The following is a 13,233-nucleotide window of genomic DNA, read 5'->3' as shown; positions in this document are numbered from 1 at the left end:
CTCATCCTTCCGGACTCAAACAGCAGCGGCATCAAACCTGGGGCGGTTCAGCTTGATCGCCTTGGCGATCGCATCACGGTGCTGGCGTCCGGCGTAACGGAACGTGCCGCGGATCAGGTGGATGACACACGTTTGGACCACGGTATCGGGGAACGCCGCTCCGACTGATTGCGGCAGTCCCTTGAGTCCGTCGCAGACCAGGAAGAAGATGTCGGCCACACCGCGGTTCTTGAGTTCGGTGAGCACCGACAGCCAGTACTTGGCTGATTCGCCGTCGCCCTCACCGGCCCACATGCCGAGCACGTCGCGGTGGCCGGCCAGGTCCACCCCGATGGCCGCGTAGATCGGCCTGGGGCCGACCTGGCCGTCGCGGATCTTGACGTGCAGGGCGTCGATGAACACCGCGGCGTACACGCGTTCCAGCGGGCGGGTGTGCCAGGCCGTCATCTCCTCCACGACCCGATCGGTGATCCGACTGATGGTGTCCTTAGAGACTTCAGCGCCGTAGATGTCGGCGAAATGGGCGCTGATCTCGCCTGTAGTGAGTCCGCGGGCATACAGCGACAGGATCACCTCGTCGACGTCGGTGAGGCGACGTTGACGCTTCTTGACGATATGCGGTTCGAAGGTGCCGGCCCGATCACGCGGCACGTCGATCTCGATGCTGCCGCACGAGTCAGTGAGTACGGTCTTGGAGCGGGTTCCGTTGCGGGAGTTGCCACTTCCGTAACCAACCGGGTCATGGCGGTCATAGCCGAGGTGCTCAGAGAGCTCTTCGTCCAAGGCGGTTTCGATGACCGTTTTGGTCATCGCTTTGAGCAGTCCACCTGGGCCGGTCAGTGCAACACCGGCTTCGCGAGCTTGGCGCACCAGCTCGCGGGCGACTTCGAGTTCGTCAACCTCTCGGCTGCGCGGGATATCAATCGCCGCCGGAGCGGGATCGTCTTGGTCATTCTGCGGTGGCTCCACAGCCACGACAGTCTCGATCATCAGGTGACCTTTCCGCCCCCGACACACCGGGGGCTGTAAGGCCACTTACACCGTTATTGCGACACTCCCGACAGGGTTTGAAGTGTCGGACATTGTGTGATGCATCAGGACGTCGGTGACAGTTCCACGGTGCACCGGCACCATGCGTGACGATCGCTGCCGTCTCACGGGCCCCGGGCTCGTTGAATTTGCGTTCGGAGTGCAGCGTCCGCCGAGTGGTACCCGGTTCCGCCGCGAAACTGGCCCCTGACGAGCGGCCAATAAGTGCCTAGCCTCGTAGATATGGCGACGAGGCTAGCGGTTGGACATGCGCGCCAGGTGAGCCTGGCCAGTGCGCCCTTACCCGCGCAGGTCAAGCGAGCCGACTACCTCGACGTCTTCGAAGTCACCGTCGCGGAATCCGACACGCGGACACCCGAGGACCTCGCACGCGAGGCGCTCGAGCAGTCCGGGACCCTCCTTCGTGAGGGAATTCGATTCGCACACAAGGCGTTCCTGCTGTTCCACCTTGCGCCGGCGGACTCACCAGACCACATCCTGGGCTGGCGCATCGTGGAGTCGACGCCGGATCTGGTCCACCTGGTTGCCGATTCGCCGCTGATGAGCGGAACCCTGATCCTGCGGCGAACCGATGCCGAAACGGGCCAACTCATCACCGCACTCCACTACAAGCGCCGCCGGGCGGCGGCAGCAGTCTGGCGGACCATCGGACCCATCCACCGCACGGTGGCGCCCTACCTGATGAAGAAGACGGTCACCCGATGATCGGGGACCGCTGGGGCGTCACCGACGCGGAGACTCGCGCACCGTACGGATGCGACAGGTACATCCCCAGACCGTCGCTCGAAGCGTGGCGCGGCGTGACGGTGAATACGACACCAGACCGCCTGTGGCCGTGGCTAGTTCAGGTACGACTGGCGCCGTACTCCTACGACTGGATCGACAACCTGGGCCGGGAATCGCCACGCGACCTGCGCGTCCTACCCGACCCGCGGCCCGGTGATCCGTTCACCGCCAGCGCCGGACGGCCACTCGGCAAGGTGCTCTCGGTGGACCATGAGGTTCAGTTGACGGCGCAGATCATCGGGGCGCACATGTCGTATCAGCTGACACCGATCGACAACGACCGAACTCGACTGGTGTTGAAAGTCGCTGCGCCACAGTCGTGGCGACTTGCCGCACCCCTGCTCAGCGTGGGCGATCTCGTGATGGCGCGGCGGCAGCTACTCAACTTCAAGCAGCTCGCCGAAAAGTAGCGGACACCTGTTGTGTGATGCAGGTCACAGCGTGGACCTGTCACAAAACGCACTCCAGATGCATCTCAAAGGTAGGGCGTTCATCGCAAAGGAGGCACGACATGAAGGTCGGCGCGGTCATGCGAATTCAACGACAGGCACGGGCGTCGAATCCCTCTGCTGCCCAAGGCAATGCCATCGACTCGCGATACCACCCATCAGGGGCGGTACGCCGGCAGTTGAACAAGGTCTTCCCGACGCACTGGTCCTTCCTGCTCGGTGAGATCGCCATGTACAGCTTCGTTGTACTACTGCTCACCGGCGTGTACCTGACTCTGTTCTTCGACCCGTCGATGGCTGAAGTCACTTACAACGGCGTCTACCAGCCGCTGCGTGGTGTGCAGATGTCGCGGGCCTACGAGTCGGCCCTGGAGATCTCGTTCGAGGTCCGCGGCGGCCTGTTGGTCCGCCAGATTCACCACTGGGCCGCATTGATGTTCGCCGCGTCGATCATGGTGCACATGGCGCGGGTGTTCTTCACGGGCGCCTTCCGCCGCCCAAGGGAAGCCAGTTGGGTGACAGGCACACTGCTGCTGATCCTGGCCATGTTCGAGGGTTACTTCGGCTACTCGCTGCCCGACGACCTGCTCTCCGGTATCGGTCTGCGCGCCGCGCTGTCCTCGATCACCCTGGGCATTCCGGTCATCGGCACCTGGATGCACTGGGCCCTGTTCAGCGGCGATTTCCCGGGCCAAAGCATCATCCCGCGCATGTACGCGTTACACGTATTGATCATTCCCGCAATCATTTTGGGCCTCGTGACCACCCACCTGATCCTGTTGTGGTTCGGCAAGCACACCCAGTTTCCGGCTGCCGGCCGTACCGAGAAGAACGTCGTCGGTGTGCGCGTCATGCCGGTGTTCGCCTTCAAATCGGGTGCGTTCTTCGCAATGGTCACCGGCATCCTGGGCATCATGGGCGGTCTGCTGCAGATCAACCCGATCTGGGAACTGGGCCCCTACAAGCCCTCGCAGGTCTCCGCCGGTAGCCAGCCCGACTTCTACATGATGTGGACCGAAGGCCTGGCCCGTATCTGGCCGGCGTGGGAGTTCTACCCCTTCGGCCACACCATCCCCGCCGCGGTCGCGGTGGCGTTGATCATGGGTCTGGTCTTCACGCTGCTCATCGCGTATCCCTTCATCGAAGCGAAGGTGACGGGCGATCACGCGCACCACAACCTGCTGCAGCGTCCGCGTGACGTACCCGTGCGCACCGCCATCGGTGCCATGGCCATCGCGTTCTACATGGTGCTCACCCTCGCCGCGATGAACGACATCATCGCACTGAAATTCGACATCTCCCTGAACGCCACCACCTGGATCGGCCGCATCGGCATGGTCGTCCTGCCCGCCATCGTCTACTACCTCACCTACCGCTGGTGTGTAGGCCTGCAACGCAGCGACCGCGCCGTCCTCGAACACGGCATCGAAACCGGCATCCTCAAACGACTGCCGCACGGCGCCTACATCGAACTGCACCAGCCCCTGGGCCCGGTCGACGACCACGGCCACCCCATCCCGCTGGAATACCAGGGCGCCGCACTGCCCAAGCGCATGAACAAGCTCGGATCCGCCGGCTCCCCCGGCACCGGCAGCTTCCTGTTCGCCGACTCAGCCGCCGAACAGGCCGCCCTCGCCGACGCCGAACACGCCGCCGAGCACAAGGCACTCACCGCCATCAAGGAGTACCAGGACGAGATCTCGCCCAACGAGCACCACTAGTCTCTGGCGGGCCACATTGGTTGTGAAATAAGGCATTTCCGCTCATGATGCTGAGGTGACCGAGTGTGAGAATGCCGCGGCGACTGGAGTCCACCCCCTCCTGGCCGAACGGTTCAGTCCGGTGTCCTTCGATCGGACCGCGAACCTGAGCGACGCGCAGGTCGACGTACTGCTCGACGCTGCCCGGCTGACGCCTTCGGCGGGGAACTCCCAACCCTGGATGTTCATCGTGGGACGCCGCGACGACCCGATACACCAGCGGATCGCCAATCACCTGGCGCCCAGTTCAGCTCGGTGGGCGCTCGATGCCTCGCTGCTGGTGGTGAACCTGGCTCACATCCTCGTCGAAGACACGGACTGGGAATTCTCCGAGTTCGCGCGGTACGACCTCGGACAAGCGGTGGCCCACATGACGATTCAGGGACTGGTCATGGGGCTCGGTGCACACCAGTTCCGGGCGTTCGATCGTGAAGCAGTCGCGCGCGAGTTCGATGTCCCGGCCGAGTGGGAGGTGACGTCGATGACGGCCTTGGGTGTAGCCGGCCCGGCGTCAGACGACAACACGGAACCGGCCCCACGCCGCGCCCGGCTGTCGCGACGCGAAATCACCTGGGCCAGTGCGTAATAGCGTCCATGGGCCAGACTTCAGGCAACGGAATCATCTGCGCCACTGCGGGTCCCCGGCTCAGGGATCAGGCAGACGGTCCCGCCCGCCGTGTCCATCGGCCTGATACCAAGGCCCTGGTTGAGCCGGCCACGCTGGTTCTCCCAGGCGATTTCGGCAGCGATCTCCATCAGCTGCCCCTTGGTCAGATGCGTGAGGAGCTCCTCACGCAACCCGTCGGAAATGATGGCCGGCGTGCGCGACATCTCTTCGGCGAATTGAATGCACAGCTTCTCCAGATGCGTGAACTGGTCGCTGTCGCGGTAGTTGACCAACGCAATCAACTTCTCTTCGGAGAATCCCTCATGGCGGCCGAGAGTGTCCGAGATGTCGATGCAGAATTCGCAGTGGGTGAGCATCGCGGCCTTGATGCCGGCGAGCAGCTTGAGTTCCGTGGGTGCCCGGCCACTCAACAGCAGCGCTGTTTCGTAAAGTCCGTTCGCCGCAGCAATGAGCGGGCGCCGGATCAGCCATCCCGGCAGGTCCCAACGATTTTCACGGGACTTGGACAGGACCAAGAGGTGAACCCAGATGCGCTTCAGGATCCTCACGATGCGTTCTCCTCGATTTCTCACCAGCGGGCCGGCGGCTGGGGTATAGCTTCATGTTAGGTCGCCACTGGTCACAGGTTAGGAACCAATATTTCGAGTGAATCGGGTACCACTTCCGGTCCAGAGCTCCTCATCGAGCTGGACCGGACCAGTGGCGCCGTCGCGCTGCATCGCCAGCTGGCCGACGGCCTGCGTGACGCCATCCGGACCGGCCGCCTCGCACCGCAAACCCGGCTGCCGTCCAGCCGCGTGCTCGCCGCGGACCTCCAGGTGTCCCGACGGCTCGTCGTCGACGCGTACAGCCAGCTCGTCGCCGAGGGCTTCCTGCAGAGCCAACAGGGTTCTGGCACAACGGTTACCGCCGTCGACACCACCACCGGGGCGTCGCAGCCGCCGCACGCGGACCGCCGGACATTCGACATAGACTTCGCACCCGGCGTGCCCGACCTTTCGAGTTTCCCTCGGCACAGTTGGTTACGCGCATTGCGCCAGGGGCTGTCCTCCGCAGAGTCCCAGTCGCTCGGATATGTGTCACCCAAGGGTCTGCCCGATGCCCGCGCCGCGGTGTCGGACTATCTGCGACGCACCCGGGGCGTGCGGGCCGATCCGCATCGTGTCGTGTTGTGTTCCGGTGCCACACAGGCCATCGCACTGCTGGCTCATGTGCTGCAACATCGCGCTGTTGCGATGGAGAACCCCGGTTTCTGGTTGCACCGCATGGTTTTTCGCCATCACAGCATCGAGCCGTTGCCCATCCCGGTCGACGACGACGGACTCGATGTGACGGCGCTCGCCAACACCGCAGCAACGGCCGTGCTGGCGACCCCGGCGCACCAGTCCCCTACCGGGGTCGTGCTGTCGCCCGCCCGTCGCACCGCGCTGCTCGAATGGGCGCGCGCAGGCAATCTCGTCATCGAGGACGACTACGACGCCGAATACCGCTACGACCGCGCACCCGTCGGCGCGTTGCATGCCCTGGCCCCTGACCGCGTCATCTACCTCGGCTCGGTGAGCAAGACGTTGGCCCCGGGCCTGCGGCTCGGCTGGATGGTGCTGCCCGCGGATCTCGTCGGCCCCGTGGTGTCGGCGAAAGGCCTTGCCGACACCGGCAGCTCGGTCATGGATCAGCTCGCCTTCGCCAACCTGCTGCGTTCGGGCGACTACGACCGGCATCTACGGCTCATGCGCCGCCGCTACCTGGGCCGCCGCAACTCCCTGCTGCGGGCACTGCGCCAGCATCTACCCGAAGCCACGGTGCTCGGAGCCGCCGCGGGCGTCCACCTCACCGTGCACCTGCCAGCCGACTGCCAGATCGACGACGTCGTGCACCGGGCCGCAGACCAGCGCGTGCGCATCGATCCGTTGTCCTGGTGCTACACCGAACCCGCCTGCGCCCCACCGGGATTGATCCTCGGCTACGCCAACCTGACGGAATCGCAGATCGACTCCGGGGTACGGGCGATCGCCACCGCCGTCAGCAGGCGCGACTAAGTGGTACCCATTACCGGCCGCAAAGTGGCGCCTGACCCTGGGCCAATACACGCCTAGCCTCGAAGAATGACGACGCAGACATCGTTGCGGATCGTGTTGGCCACCTGCGCGGTCCTCGGCTTGATCACGCTGGTCCTGGGCATTTGGGCGTTCGTCGCACCGATGTCCTTCTTCGAGGTGCTCGCGCCTTTCGAGCCCTACAACCGCCATTTCCTGCATGACGCCGGGGTGCTGCAGATCGGCGTCGGAGTCGCGATGCTGCTCGCCGCGGCACGGCGGTCACCCGCGGAGGTAGCGCTCGGTGGCTTCATCGCGTTCGAAGCACTGCATGTCGTGTCGCACTTTATCGACCGAAACCTCGGCGGCAGGCCGGCCTTCGACATCCCGGCGCTCACGCTGCTGGCGATTGCCGGGGTGGCCGCCCTGATCTCCGGGCGGCGATCAGAGGCAAGGCAGAAACGTCGCGGCCAGTCGCAAGCGCACCTACTGCAGCAGTCGCTCTACCGATAGACGCTCCCATCTCGGACACACCACACGTGCCGACTACGTCGGGGTCAACGTGAACGGCAGCCAGTAAGTACCGGCTCCATCACCGGGGCAGCCCGGCGCGGCCACACTGAACGTCCGCTCGCCGGTGAAACTGCCGTCGCCGTTGGGCTTCAGGAAATCCGACCGGAACGCCGTCACCGCGGCGCCGCCCGGTCCGCAATGGAACGGATAGTCGCCCGAGGACTCCCACCGGTCCCCCGCCCACCGGTAGTCGAACAGTGCCGGCGCGTTCGGATTCTCTTTGAGCTCAGTCACTCTCAGCCAGTGCGCAACGCACCCGGCGCCGTCGCACACTGTCCTGAACGAGGCCGCCTGAGTCGACGGGTCCGAGGTATCCGGACGGCCGTTGAACGTCTGACGCGAATGATCGAGAAAGGTGTCATAGCTCCCGTAGAGCGGCACCGGTTCCGCGCGATCGGCGTGCGCCAACGGAGCCGTTACCATCAGCACCAACGCAGGTAGCGCACAAATTTTCGGCAGCATGACTTTGAATAGCACAATGCCCGGAGCTCTGCGGTCGATCTAATATCGGAATTGCCACCGGGCGCCCGCGTTGCGCAATGTGTAGGTGTGCCAGGCATCTCCGTGCAGCAGCAAGGCGACCTCGCTAGGACCTGACGGCGGGCAACCGATGCCAGAGTCGCCACAACGGATAGCGTCGACGTCGTTGCCCACGAACACGCTGACGCCAATCACACCCGAGGGGCCGACCACCAATTGACGGTCGGGGTTACGGCGATGGCCGATGGCCAACAGTCCGCTGGCGATGTTGAGGTGGCCATCAAATGCTCGGACACCCAGTTCTCCGGTGTCCGAGCCGGAGAACACGCGAACCCTGATCTGCCGGCCGACGGCGTCGCATTCGTCGGCACTCATGGTCCGTACCCACAGTGCCAGCTGCACCTGCTCGGGCTCGGGCTCGCTATCGGCCTGTACGTAGGTACCCGTATTTCCTTGCGTCCCAGCATCTTCAATTACCACGATGCCGCGGTCGGGTGCGATCAGAGTGTCGCACAGCAGCTTGTTCGTTGCCGTTCGTGCGGCCATGCCCCCTCTTTCCACAGCCAAATATGGCAACGGGCCGATGCAGTTCAATCCACCCACGGATCGTCGGCGAAGTGTTGCCCCGGATTCCGTGAACTTCTCCGGTCAGCTGTTTCTCCCGGTTTACGAGTGGCAGCCGTGATCGCCGCCCAGAACAGCATCGGTACCGATGCGAGACATCGCAGAATCCTCGGCATGTCACGAAACATCGTGTCCCCCTCGTTCCCTCTGGTCACACCGGCGGCTCACTCAGCCCTTGGCGGCAAGGGCTTTCGCCAGTCGCGGATGGTCCGAACGCCGGCGGCGCAAGCGTCACCGGCATCGGAGAGAAATCACCCATGACCACATTCCCTGTCCAAAGGTGTAGTCGGGAATCGGCGGCAGAACCGAACGGTGATCTAGCTCACACTGGTTGACCGGCCTGGCGAGACAACCGCGCGAAGGCGTCCACGGCGAATGCACTCAGCAGTGGGATCGCCGTCCCACACGGGAAGGCTGCAGCAAGGTGATCGAAGACGCCGGCGCCCACGGGCGTCCGGAAACCGTCAACCTCCGTTGATCACACCGTGCGTGACGATGGCCGCCGTCTCGTCGACCCAGAGCTCGTCGAGCTCACTTTCCGGATGCAACAGCATCCGCAACATCGTTGCGCCACCGATGATTTCGATGAGGCGTTCAGGCTTGACGTCGGCCTGCACCTCGCCGCGCTCGATGCCGTGCTCCAGCCGGACCCGCACCACATCGAACAGTCCATGGAAGCGCGCGACGACCCGCGCGTTCAGCTCCTCGTCGGCGCCCATGTCCGCCATCAACCCGGGTAGCGCCGCCCGCACGGCCGGGCTGGTGAACACGTCGCGCGCGGCGGCGATCATGGCGCGGATATCGCCGACGATGTCCCCTTCCGGGGTGGTCAGCGCGCTCGGCGCGGTGGGGAACGCCGCCTCGTGCACCAACTCGGCTTTGCTCGACCAGCGGCGGTACAGCGCCGTCTTGGTCGTACCTGCACGGTCTGCGATGGCCGCCATCGTGAGATTGGCGTAGCCGACTTCAGGCAGCAACTCGGCGGCCGCGGTCAACACCGCGGCATCGATCCGCGGATCGCGAGGCCGACCAGCGCCAGAGGGCTTGTCAACGGGTTGCAGGTCTGATTTCATAACGCTACGCATCGTATCGTAATTATCTCGGGAAGGAAGGTTCAGTGCCGAACCAACCGGCGGACAGCTCCGTCACGGTCGAAACGAACGTCGACCATATTCAGCGCTCCAGCCGTGACGTGACAACAGTTCCGGACATCCTGTCACAGTGGCTGTCCACGGTGATGGAAGGCGGCATCAAGCCCGAGATCACCGTCGAGAGCGGCGTCGACTCCAACGGAATGTCCTCGGAGACAATCATTATCACCGGCCGCTGGACCGAGGACGGCACGCCGGTCGAGCAGAAGTGGGTTGTCAGGGTCGCCCCGACCACAGAAGACATCCCCGTCTTCTCCTCCTACCGCCTGGACCACCAGTTCGACGTCATGCGCCTGGCCGGCGAGCTCACCGACGTCCCGGTCCCCCGCGTCCGGTGGCTGGAGAACACCGGCGAGGTGCTCGGCTCGCCGTTCTTCCTGATGGACTGTGTCGACGGTGTGGTTCCGCCCGACGTGATGCCGTACACCTTCGGTGGCAACTGGTTCGCCGACGCCACCCCGGAGCAGCAGCGCACGCTGCAGGACAGCACCGTCGAGGCCATCGCCAAGCTGCACTCCATCCCCGATGCCGCCAAGACCTTCAGCTTCCTCCAGGAGATCGACCCGCCCGGTGACACCGCGCTGCGCCGCCACTTCGGTTGGCTCAAGGACTGGTACCAGTACGCGGCGTCGGGCCTCGGCCGCTCGCCGCTGGTCGAGCGCGCCCTCGTCTGGTTGGAGGAGAACTTCCCGGAAGACGTCGCGGCATCGGAATCCGTTCTGGTGTGGGGTGATTCGCGCATCGGCAACGTGATGTACCAGGACTTCCGGCCGTCCGCCGTACTGGACTGGGAGATGGCCACCGTTGGTCCGCGTGAGTTCGACGTCTCGTGGATCATCTTCGCGCACAAGGTGTTCCAGGAGCTGTGCGGCCTGGCCGGGCTGCCCGGCCTGCCGGACGTGCTGCGCGAAGAGGACGTGCGCGCGGCCTACAAGCAATACACCGGCGTCGAGGTCGGCGACCTGCACTGGTTCTACATCTACTCCGCCGTCGTGTGGTGCTGTGTGTTCATGCGCACCGGCCACCGCCGCGTCCACTTCGGCGAGATGGAACAGCCCGACGATCTCGAGTCGCTGTTCTACCACAAGTCTCTGCTGGAGAAGCTCCTGGAAGGAACCGCATAATGCTCGGCCCCATGGACGAATACCCGATTCACCAGGTCCCGCAGCCGATCGCCTGGCCCGGGTCCAGCGACCGGAATTTCTACGACCGCTGCTACTTCAACGCGCACGACCGCACCGGCGACATCTTCGTCATCACCGGCATGGGCTACTACCCCAACCTGGGCGTCAAGGACGCCTACTTCCTGGTCCGCCGTGGCGACACGCAGACCGCAGTCCACCTGTCCGACGCCATCGACCAGGACCGGCTGAACCAGCACGTCGTCGGCTACCGCATCGAGGTCACCGACCCGCTGCACCAGGTACGCATCGTGCTCGACGAGACCGAGGGTATCGCCGCCGACCTCACGTGGAACGGTCTGTTCGACGTCGTGCAGGAGCAGCCGCACATCATGCGGCAGGGCAACCGCGTCACGCTGAATGCGCAGCGCTTCGCCCAATTGGGTTCCTGGAGCGGCACCCTCGCCATCGACGGCGAAGACATCACGGTCAGCCCAGACACCTGGATCGGTTCGCGTGACCGGTCGTGGGGCATCCGCCCTGTCGGTGAGGCCGAGCCGGCGGGCCGGCCGGCAGATCCGCCTTTCGAGGGCATGTGGTGGCTGTACGTACCGCTCGCGTTCGAAGAGTTCTCGCTCGTGATGATCATCCAGGAGGCCCCCGACGGCTTCCGCTCGCTCAACGACTGCAGCCGCGTCTGGAAGGACGGCCGCGTCGAGCAGCTCGGCTGGCCGCGCGTGAAGATCCACTACGTCTCCGGTACCCGCATCCCCACCGGCGCCACCATCGAGGCGACCGCGTTGGACGGCACCCCGGTCCGCTTCGACGTGGAGTCCAAGCTGCCCGTGCCGATCCACGTGGGTGGCGGCTACGGCGGCGACGCCGACTGGCTGCACGGCACGTGGAAGGGCGAGAAGTTCACCGAGCGACTCACCTACGACATGACCGATCCGGCGATCATCGCGCGTTCCGGCTTCGGCGTCATCGACCACGTCGGCCGTGCGGTGTGCCATGAGGGCAACAAGCCGCCGGCCGAAGGCTGGGGCCTGTTCGAGCACGGCGCCCTGGGCCGCCACGATCCGTCGGGCTTCCCGGACTGGCTGACCATGGCCCCCTAGTTTTGCTCTCCAGGAGCAAACAGGAATGTTCCCCGATACAACGGCGTATCGGGGAACATTTGTCTTTGGCGACGCTAGCCGGCCCACCACAGAGACGCGGCGAGCAGCACCTCGACCAGACCGTAGAACCAGTTGGGGTAGAACGACGTTCGGTCACCGGCGACCGCGGACACCACACGCCCGAATGCCATACCGAGTAACGCGACGCTCACTGTGAGCACGATGCCGGTACGGACCTGCTCCGGCGCCGCGATGGCGTATCCCAGGACCGCCGCGATGGCCAACCCGAAACCACCGTAGACCGCCCGCACCTCGGCCCGAGATGCCGCTTCGCCCAACGTGATTCCGAACGGTCGCAACATCTCCGCCGGGGCGGCCAGGGCCCGCAGGCCCATGCCCGCAAAGAACACCGCATTGACGCCGACGACGACGCTCGAAACCACTGACACCGCTACCTCCTGATCGCGGGGAGGCAACCAGCATGGCTCATGCGAGCTGCGCGGTCAGGCGAAACGACTCAGAGCCGCCACATTTCGCGTTCGGTGGCGGCTTGTTCGAACGCCCTGTGGCGAAAAGTCTCCGGCTGGCGCACCTTGGCGGCCAGACGCATCCGGGTCACGAACGCGGTGGTCATGTCCGACCACCAGTGCATCGCGGCCGCGGCGGGGTGGAAGCCAACAGAAGCAGAGTTGGTAGCCATCGCGGTATCCCTTCACGAACTCCGACAATGCTTTTGAGATCGCACCTCTCGGCGACGGGGCAACGTCGGCACTAGTGCTCACGTTCAGCGACGAAGGTCGCCGATCTATTCCCCGCGGCAGGTCGTTGTTCGCTGTGGGCTTATTCCAGCCCGGCCGTCCCGTCCGGCTTGACGGTCACGGTGGCGCCCGCGAGGTCCTCGCGGGTGCTGGCCTCGGCCTGCGAGGCATCGGTGATCACCGCCAGTGCCCGGCTGCCGGTGGGTGTGCGGACCGCGACGAACACCTTCTCCGGAGCGCCCTCGCGCGTCACCGGCGTCGTCCAGGCCTCGACGGTCCCAGTGCCCGACCAGTCGTCCTCGGCCGTCACCGTCGGCTCCGCATCGACCTCCGATTGCACATCCGCCCAACGGAATTCATGTACCGGCGGCTCGGTGCTGTAAACCCCGAAGCTGTGCTTGGTCAGATACCCGCCGTTGGCGGTGATCAGCCCGACCTGACCGGGATGGGCGGCCAGCCGCTCGGCCATGGTCGCGATCGAATGGGTGACGTAGTTGTTCCACGGGCCACCGGCGAAGGTGAGCCCACCGGTGACGGTCAGCGGCCGCTGCGGATCATCGAGCGCCAAACCCAGCTCACGCGCGGCCACTTGCACCGCCGACGGGAAACACGAATACACGTCCACCGCGTCGACGTCATCGACACCGAAGCCCGTCAGCTCCAGCACCCGGCGGCCCGCGATGCGAATGGCCGGCGACC

General features: G+C 65.0%; 15 protein-coding genes and 1 pseudogene. 8 read left to right on the top strand and 8 right to left on the bottom strand.

Annotated elements, in window-relative coordinates; genetic code table 11:
• Positions 1–51: 51 nt before the first annotated feature.
• Positions 52–993: pseudogene (locus EB75_RS23730) on the bottom strand (IS256 family transposase); the annotation flags it as partial.
• 279 nt (positions 994–1,272) lie between these two features.
• Here EB75_RS23730 and EB75_RS23725 point away from each other — a divergent pair.
• The 4 genes from EB75_RS23725 to EB75_RS23710 all read left to right on the top strand — a co-directional run bounded on the left by EB75_RS23725 (position 1,273) and on the right by EB75_RS23710 (position 4,631).
• Positions 1,273–1,755, top strand: coding sequence for a hypothetical protein (locus tag EB75_RS23725; RefSeq protein ID WP_142239788.1), 483 nt, complete (start codon positions 1,273–1,275; stop codon positions 1,753–1,755).
• The gene (locus tag EB75_RS23720; RefSeq protein ID WP_073697713.1) at positions 1,752–2,246 is read left to right on the top strand and encodes a polyketide cyclase; all 495 of its coding nucleotides are present in this window, start codon (positions 1,752–1,754) and stop codon (positions 2,244–2,246) included. Before EB75_RS23725 ends, EB75_RS23720 begins: the two co-directional genes overlap by 4 nt.
• A 119-nt stretch (positions 2,247–2,365) precedes the next feature.
• On the top strand, positions 2,366–4,006 hold the full coding sequence (gene qcrB, locus EB75_RS23715) for a cytochrome bc1 complex cytochrome b subunit (protein ID WP_073697716.1): 1,641 nt from the start codon (positions 2,366–2,368) through the stop codon (positions 4,004–4,006).
• Between the two features lie 55 nt (positions 4,007–4,061).
• A complete protein-coding gene (locus EB75_RS23710) occupies positions 4,062–4,631 on the top strand; it encodes a nitroreductase family protein (protein ID WP_073697712.1) in 570 nt (189 codons plus the stop codon).
• Positions 4,632–4,651: 20 nt separating this feature from the next.
• Here EB75_RS23710 and EB75_RS23705 read toward each other — a convergent pair whose 3' ends face one another.
• Positions 4,652–5,188 carry a carboxymuconolactone decarboxylase family protein gene (locus EB75_RS23705; RefSeq protein ID WP_286150306.1) on the bottom strand — a complete coding sequence of 179 codons (537 nt, stop codon included), beginning with the start codon at positions 5,186–5,188 and terminating at the stop codon, positions 4,652–4,654.
• A gap of 123 nt (positions 5,189–5,311) precedes the next feature.
• On the opposite strand from EB75_RS23705, the gene pdxR reads away from it, so the two are divergent.
• Positions 5,312–6,712: a MocR-like pyridoxine biosynthesis transcription factor PdxR gene (pdxR, locus tag EB75_RS23700; protein ID WP_073697710.1), complete on the top strand. Its 1,401-nt coding sequence runs from the start codon at positions 5,312–5,314 to the stop codon at positions 6,710–6,712.
• Between the two features lie 66 nt (positions 6,713–6,778).
• Positions 6,779–7,222 (top strand): hypothetical protein, encoded by a 444-nt coding sequence (locus EB75_RS23695; RefSeq protein ID WP_073697709.1) that lies wholly within the window; start codon positions 6,779–6,781, stop codon positions 7,220–7,222.
• 33 nt (positions 7,223–7,255) lie between these two features.
• On the opposite strand, the gene EB75_RS23690 is transcribed toward EB75_RS23695, so the two are convergent.
• The 3 genes from EB75_RS23690 to EB75_RS23680 all read right to left on the bottom strand — a co-directional run bounded on the left by EB75_RS23690 (position 7,256) and on the right by EB75_RS23680 (position 9,459).
• Entirely contained in the window at positions 7,256–7,744 is a 489-nt protein-coding gene (locus tag EB75_RS23690) for an MBOE_33420 family protein (protein WP_142239787.1), read from the bottom strand.
• A gap of 39 nt (positions 7,745–7,783) precedes the next feature.
• Positions 7,784–8,308, bottom strand: a complete 525-nt coding sequence (locus tag EB75_RS23685; protein WP_073697708.1) for a hypothetical protein — start codon at positions 8,306–8,308, stop codon at positions 7,784–7,786.
• A gap of 542 nt (positions 8,309–8,850) precedes the next feature.
• A complete protein-coding gene (locus tag EB75_RS23680; RefSeq protein WP_073697707.1) occupies positions 8,851–9,459 on the bottom strand; it encodes a TetR/AcrR family transcriptional regulator in 609 nt (202 codons plus the stop codon).
• A 44-nt stretch (positions 9,460–9,503) separates the two neighbouring features.
• On the opposite strand from EB75_RS23680, the gene EB75_RS23675 reads away from it, so the two are divergent.
• Positions 9,504–10,661 carry a phosphotransferase family protein gene (locus tag EB75_RS23675; protein WP_073697706.1) on the top strand — a complete coding sequence of 386 codons (1,158 nt, stop codon included), beginning with the start codon at positions 9,504–9,506 and terminating at the stop codon, positions 10,659–10,661.
• Complete coding sequence (locus EB75_RS30310) at positions 10,661–11,776, top strand: Rv3169 family protein (RefSeq protein ID WP_073697705.1); 1,116 nt, start codon at positions 10,661–10,663, stop codon at positions 11,774–11,776. The genes EB75_RS23675 and EB75_RS30310 overlap by 1 nt, the downstream gene beginning before the upstream one ends.
• 74 nt (positions 11,777–11,850) lie before the next feature.
• Here EB75_RS30310 and EB75_RS23665 read toward each other — a convergent pair whose 3' ends face one another.
• From EB75_RS23665 to EB75_RS23660, 3 genes are all read right to left on the bottom strand, one after another.
• The gene (locus EB75_RS23665; protein WP_073697704.1) at positions 11,851–12,219 is read right to left on the bottom strand and encodes a DUF4345 domain-containing protein; all 369 of its coding nucleotides are present in this window, start codon (positions 12,217–12,219) and stop codon (positions 11,851–11,853) included.
• 74 nt (positions 12,220–12,293) lie between these two features.
• Positions 12,294–12,476, bottom strand: a complete 183-nt coding sequence (locus EB75_RS28990; RefSeq protein ID WP_142239786.1) for a hypothetical protein — start codon at positions 12,474–12,476, stop codon at positions 12,294–12,296.
• Positions 12,477–12,616: 140 nt separating this feature from the next.
• Positions 12,617–13,233: TLP1 C-terminal extension domain-containing protein (locus EB75_RS23660; RefSeq protein WP_502689391.1), on the bottom strand; the 617-nt coding region annotated here is incomplete at its 5' end.

Origin of the sequence: Mycobacterium sp. ST-F2 (assembly GCF_001905655.1) — a bacterium.
Classification (GTDB): domain Bacteria; phylum Actinomycetota; class Actinomycetes; order Mycobacteriales; family Mycobacteriaceae; genus Mycobacterium.
The sequence above is the reverse complement of the archived record's forward strand: the minus strand, read 5'-3'. Positions and strand labels throughout refer to the sequence as shown.

Coding starts and splice junctions, on each gene's coding strand:
- EB75_RS23725 (WP_142239788.1), top strand. CDS start 1,273: ATGGCGACGAGGCTAGCGGTTGGACATGCGCGCCAGGTGAGCCTGGCC.
- EB75_RS23720 (WP_073697713.1), top strand. CDS start 1,752: ATGATCGGGGACCGCTGGGGCGTCACCGACGCGGAGACTCGCGCACCG.
- qcrB (WP_073697716.1), top strand. CDS start 2,366: ATGCGAATTCAACGACAGGCACGGGCGTCGAATCCCTCTGCTGCCCAA.
- EB75_RS23695 (WP_073697709.1), top strand. CDS start 6,779: ATGACGACGCAGACATCGTTGCGGATCGTGTTGGCCACCTGCGCGGTC.
- EB75_RS23690 (WP_142239787.1), bottom strand. CDS start 7,744: ATGCTGCCGAAAATTTGTGCGCTACCTGCGTTGGTGCTGATGGTAACG.
- EB75_RS23685 (WP_073697708.1), bottom strand. CDS start 8,308: ATGGCCGCACGAACGGCAACGAACAAGCTGCTGTGCGACACTCTGATC.
- EB75_RS23680 (WP_073697707.1), bottom strand. CDS start 9,459: ATGAAATCAGACCTGCAACCCGTTGACAAGCCCTCTGGCGCTGGTCGG.
- EB75_RS30310 (WP_073697705.1), top strand. CDS start 10,661: ATGCTCGGCCCCATGGACGAATACCCGATTCACCAGGTCCCGCAGCCG.
- EB75_RS28990 (WP_142239786.1), bottom strand. CDS start 12,476: ATGGCTACCAACTCTGCTTCTGTTGGCTTCCACCCCGCCGCGGCCGCG.